Annotated in this window: 6 protein-coding genes; 5 read left to right on the top strand and 1 reads right to left on the bottom strand. The window is 51.8% G+C overall.

Annotation, left to right across the window (positions count from 1 at the left end):
- The 5 genes from CJ255_RS24225 to CJ255_RS20950 form a co-directional block, all read left to right on the top strand.
- A partial coding sequence (locus CJ255_RS24225) for a hypothetical protein (protein ID WP_217352511.1) occupies positions 1 to 182 on the top strand: 182 nt, incomplete at its 5' end.
- Positions 179 to 379, top strand: a complete 201-nt coding sequence (locus tag CJ255_RS25010; protein ID WP_165774863.1) for a response regulator transcription factor — start codon at positions 179 to 181, stop codon at positions 377 to 379. The genes CJ255_RS24225 and CJ255_RS25010, both read left to right, overlap by 4 nt.
- Positions 380 to 510: 131 nt before the next feature.
- Entirely contained in the window at positions 511 to 930 is a 420-nt protein-coding gene (locus CJ255_RS20960) for a hypothetical protein (protein ID WP_097646026.1), read from the top strand.
- Between the two features lie 193 nt (positions 931 to 1123).
- The gene (locus tag CJ255_RS20955; protein ID WP_097646025.1) at positions 1124 to 3235 is read left to right on the top strand and encodes a M4 family metallopeptidase; all 2112 of its coding nucleotides are present in this window, start codon (positions 1124 to 1126) and stop codon (positions 3233 to 3235) included.
- 105 nt (positions 3236 to 3340) lie between these two features.
- On the top strand, positions 3341 to 4756 hold the full coding sequence (locus CJ255_RS20950; protein ID WP_097646024.1) for a hypothetical protein: 1416 nt from the start codon (positions 3341 to 3343) through the stop codon (positions 4754 to 4756).
- A 95-nt stretch (positions 4757 to 4851) separates the two neighbouring features.
- Here the strand turns inward: CJ255_RS20950 and CJ255_RS20945 are convergent.
- On the bottom strand, positions 4852 to 5109 hold a 258-nt coding region (locus tag CJ255_RS20945), incomplete at its 5' end, for a DUF4351 domain-containing protein (RefSeq protein WP_124682045.1).

Raw genomic sequence — 5109 nt, 5'->3', positions numbered from 1 at the left:
GCCCCATCAACATCGGCAGCGGTCTGTGCATCCATAGCCACTCCTCACGGTACAACAGTCTCTATAAGATCTACCGCTGGAAGAGGCCAAAAGATACGCTTTTGCCTTGGAAAAAGTTCTTGGTGAGACTTTACTCTGCTGAAGACAAGAACACAAGCCAATCTTCAGTACCAAAACCATGAACAACCTTACCCCCCAAGAGCATCGCGTAATCCAACTTGCGGCTCAAGGCTGCACCAATGATCAGATCGCCCAGATCATGGGCCTTTCAGCATCCACTGTAAAGCACTACCTGCGTAGCGCCTGCCAGAAGCTACGTGTCCCCAACCGCACCGCAGCGGTCGCACGGTACTATGGAGGTGTAAGACCATCTTCTTAGACCGAAAGGGCGTATAGTAATATTATGAATTTACTTGTAAGATGTAGCCAGTGTGTAGTAGTGTACACTTGACCCCACTACCTGATTAATTTCGGTTCTTTTCAAAATGCTCAAGATCGAAAGGGGAAGATGTGTTCAAATACATCATCGTCGTACTCATTGCTGGCTGCGGTTGCTTACTCAATACTGGATGCAACCAAAATGCCAGCACTGATGATCTCGTGATAAGCTATCGGCGCACAGGCGGTATGCTCAACCTTGACGATCATCTGCGGTTGTATACCAATGGCCAGGTTGAGTTGGAGCGGAAAGGTCAGGAAAGCACATTTATGATTGATCCGAATGATGTTACAGATCTAACCAGTACTCTCGATCAGATACCATTCTCGAGTCTGCGTTCAGCGTCAACCAACCAGGGCGCAGACTATATCCATTATGAATTGCGTTATCAGCGGCATACCGTGCGGATCGCCGATCCAGAATTGCCTGCAGCACTGATCCCAGTGTTGGAAGAACTTGATGGCCTTATCTTGAATCAAGGTCAGCCATAAGCGATGCGATGGATTTCAAGCGTATTAACGCTTAGGGAAGGTTTCAGGGTACTTTACAGTCTGGAGGTATTCAGCGCATCCTGATGCCGCAAACCTATTTTCTATTTTCTCGTTTCTGTACCCTTCCCTTCTACGGCTATATGGCGCATGTGCTGTGTAGCTAGCTATATGGATTTTGCGTAAGGAGCATGGTATGAAGCGCACATCACTGGTATTGCTCGTAGCCCTTGTCGCCATTCTTGTATTTGCCGGAGGAATAGTACCATCAGGTATAACCACCTCCGCAACGGCTCAAACTGCACTCAACCGAATGCAGCAGGATGCTGTTGGTGAGCTTGAAATTGTCTGGAATATTCACACGAACACACCTAGTTTTGTGTATGGTGAAATACCAATTAACTCAGTGTCACTTCAAGCCGATGCAAGTGCTGAAGAGATCGCACTGGATTTTGCCCAAACCTATGCCAATCTGTTCCGGCTTCAGCAGGCGGATCGGGAACTCGTCGTTGTTGCTAGTGAGCAAGACAGCTTAGGGATGGATCATGTTACCCTGCAACAGGTCTACCATGGCATCCCGGTTCACAATGCGATCATGCGTGTTCACATCCATGATCAGGCCATCGTCGCCGCAGCCAATGGTGTAATCCCCGATCTAGGGCTCACCGCAATTGAGCCAACCGTAAGCGCAGATGAAGCACTAGCAATCGCCCAAGCCGTTGCACAAGGCGGTAATGCCGTGAGCCCGCCAACACTCGTAGTTTATACCGGCGATAACTATCTACCCCTCCCACAAGGCCAGTTGGTCTGGCTCGTTGATCTCAGCCGACCTGATGGGCCACCGGCGCGCTATGTTGTGGATGCAACCGAGCCGTTTTTGTTGGACATTATTGAGCGTGCTACCCTGGGGACACTGATCGCTGATCCGCATGCTAGCACACCAGAGGCAGCAGTTGCGTTGAGCTTAGATGCAACCGCTACAACCTTCGCCACCCTAGAACCTGTGCAGAACACACCACGCATTGAAACTTTTGACTCACGAGGCACCAGAATATTTCCACGGACGCCAGTACGAGTAGACGATAACCCTCCAGTAGGACGAACTGAAGTTGACAACGCCCACAACTTTACCCGTGAAACGTTCGACTATTTCTACAATGTTCACGGACGCAACAGCTTTGATGGTCAAGGTACCGTGATGCGTTCAACGGTGAATTATGGCACCAATTATGTCAATGCTTTCTGGGAGGGGGTTAATCTGTATACCGCTTATGGTACCGGGTTGGCGGTTAAAGATGTTGTTGCCCATGAATGGACACACGCGGTAACCCAACATACAGCCAATCTAGAATACCGCTGGCAATCCGGTGCCTTGAACGAAAGCTTCTCGGATATTTTTGCAGCGATGGTAGACCGCGATAACTGGCTGATTGGCGAAGATATTCCGATCCGTTTGCTTGGTGGTGCCGATGCCCTGCGCTCCATGAGCCATCCCGAACGCTATGGGCAACCAGCGCATACCGATGACTGGAAGCGCACCTGTTCAAACAACCAGGGGGTACATACCAATAGTGGGATTACGAACCATGCCTACTATCTGATTGCAACCGATATTGGGAAAGATAAGGCTGAACAGATCTTCTACCGTGCGCTCACCGTCTATTTGCAGCCACGCTCGAGCCTACGTGATGCTCGTGCCGCTGCGCTCAGTGCTACTACCGATTTGTACGAACGTGATAGTGATGAATATGTAGCGGTTGAGCGTGGTTTCCGCTATGTGGGGATCACCAACAACTGGAATCCACCGACCAATAACTGCTCGTGTGCCGCTACCCAAGTGTTAGCCGAGCGCTCGCTCTTTGCGGATGCAGTGCAGGCACTGGATATTGCCGTCACGCTCTACCAAGTGCGCGATCAGGTTATGGATAATGAAGCGCTTGGACAGCATTACCGCAACCTGTACGAAGAGCATAGTGATCGCATTGGGGCACTCATCCTGAGTGATGCCCAGCTACGTACTCAGGCCGCCCATTTGCTGCAGAGTACTCAGCCCGGCATGCAATCCCTCGTTGATCCCGATGCGGCTGATGAAATTGTCACTGCCAATGATGTACAAGAACTCATCACCTTCTTGCAGGATCTGGCACGTCAGGATCGTGAACAGGATGGCGGCGCCTTGGCCGAGACAATCGATCAGGAACTGCAACGCACCAACTTCCAAACGTTGGAGGGCATGACCTATAGCGAAGCTTGGGAGTATCTGAACAACGCTACCTATGCCGTCTATCTGCCGATGATTACCCGTTAGGCAAGGCACACTATGAATATACAGAAGTTTGTGACGCCGATTATGCGGTATCGAAACTGGCGTTGGCCCATCGCAGTAGGTATCTGTTTGTGCTTGCTAGGAAGTATGCTGATCGTCAATGCACATGCCGCCAATCCCTTGGCAAGTGTACCCGCAGTGCTCAATGCACCAACCCATATCGGGGGCGCAAGCGGGCGTGGTGATGCGCGTGATATTGATACGTATGCGGTCGCTGCCTATGACCCCACCACCAAGCGCTACTTAGTGGTCTGGCTGTCGGCCCGCCATGCAAGCTCCAGTTCATCAGGCTTTGATGTGTATGGCCGCTTGCTGGATCGGTATGGTCGTCCACTGGATCAAGAATTTCGTATCTCCGATAGATCAACCGCGGCCCGCGGGGCATTGCCTAGTGTGGCAGCAGGCAATGGTAGCTTTGCAGTTGCCTGGTCAGTTCGAGGCCGCAACTGCACGGTTGCACTCCAACCAGTGCATACTGCGACAAATAGCCGCGACATCGTCTTGCTCAGTGGTGAGACCTCCTATCACTCACCCCATATGCAGTATGATACCGTGCGCCGACAATTTGTGCTTGTAGCGGTTGCAGGTACCGACTATCTACCACCAGCACTGGGCGGTGCCAATACTGCCGATTGTGGGAATGATCGCACAAGCACAAGTCGTATTGTCGCCCAATCGTTTACCCTCAGCAGCGCTGGTGAGGTTGAGATTCTCCATGAACAAGTGATCTCGCCTGCAGTTGGTGCCTTCCGTCCTCACTTGGCGCTGCATCCTGCACAGAATCACTATATGGTGGTCTGGGAAGACCGCCGCGAAAGCGATGCAGCCTATGCACTGGCTGTCTATGGCCAACGGCTGACACCGAATTTGGTGGCAGTTGGTGATAATGTCGTACTGGCAGCAACCCAAGATTATGAGAATAAAGATGCCAATACGACATGGACCGCCCGACCACGGGTTGCCGCTAGTGCTACTGGATTTTTGTCAGTTTGGTTTGAACGTGAAGGTGAAGTCGCAGAACCATTATGGTCAACCAAAGGACGGACGATGGCGTCTAATGGTACCTTGGCGGAGCCTTTCGAGATCGATATGGTTGCATTTACCGATCCACGTTTCGACCAGACACCAACTGGATTTCTGGATGTAGTTTTCGTACCTGGAGACAATGAATATGTGGTAGGTAACGCAACTTTTGCGGAGCGACCATGGGGCTTGTTCTCTGAAATTCGTTTGCAACGGGTTGCGGCGAATGGGCGCTTGTTGCGTTTTCGAGATGGAGCAACAACAGCTACACCTGACAACGGTTTGCTTGATACCGCTCACCAAGATCGTGTCGGGATTAGTCTTGCCAGCGCTGAAGATAGTGAAATCTTGGCAGTCTATAGTAAGCCATCTGCTGCGGCAAGGCACGGTCAGTCCTTCGATATCTGGCATGTGCGCGGTGCGCTTGGTGCGCCACCACAGCAGCCATCTGCGGTCTATCTGCCTTTGGTGAGAAGGTAGAGTAACGGTAAAGTCGCTACGAACCATCCCTAACAAGCGCTTTAGCGCCATCCCAGCAATGGGTACAGCGCTAAAGCGAAAACGTCTCTACCAATCTACCCCCCACCCTGCTCCCGCAGCCACGCCTCAAGCTCGGCCTGTGTTGTGAAAGCGAGCAGTGCCTTGCTCAGCGCGTCCAACTGCGCGGAGTTCAACGCCACAATCTTCGCCTCCAGCATCTCGTTAAGCGATCCAATTTTGTATGTGAGCAATCGCAGCACCATGTTGCGTTCAGCCTGCACATAGGCAGATGCCTCAAATGGAGCCACATCCCACCCCTCGCGCTGCCCCCACAGCCACGCCTCAAGATGCGC

Source organism: Candidatus Viridilinea mediisalina, assembly GCF_002532535.1.
Lineage (GTDB): Bacteria > Chloroflexota > Chloroflexia > Chloroflexales > Chloroflexaceae > Viridilinea > Viridilinea mediisalina.
This window is presented reverse-complemented; position numbering and strand designations above follow the sequence as displayed.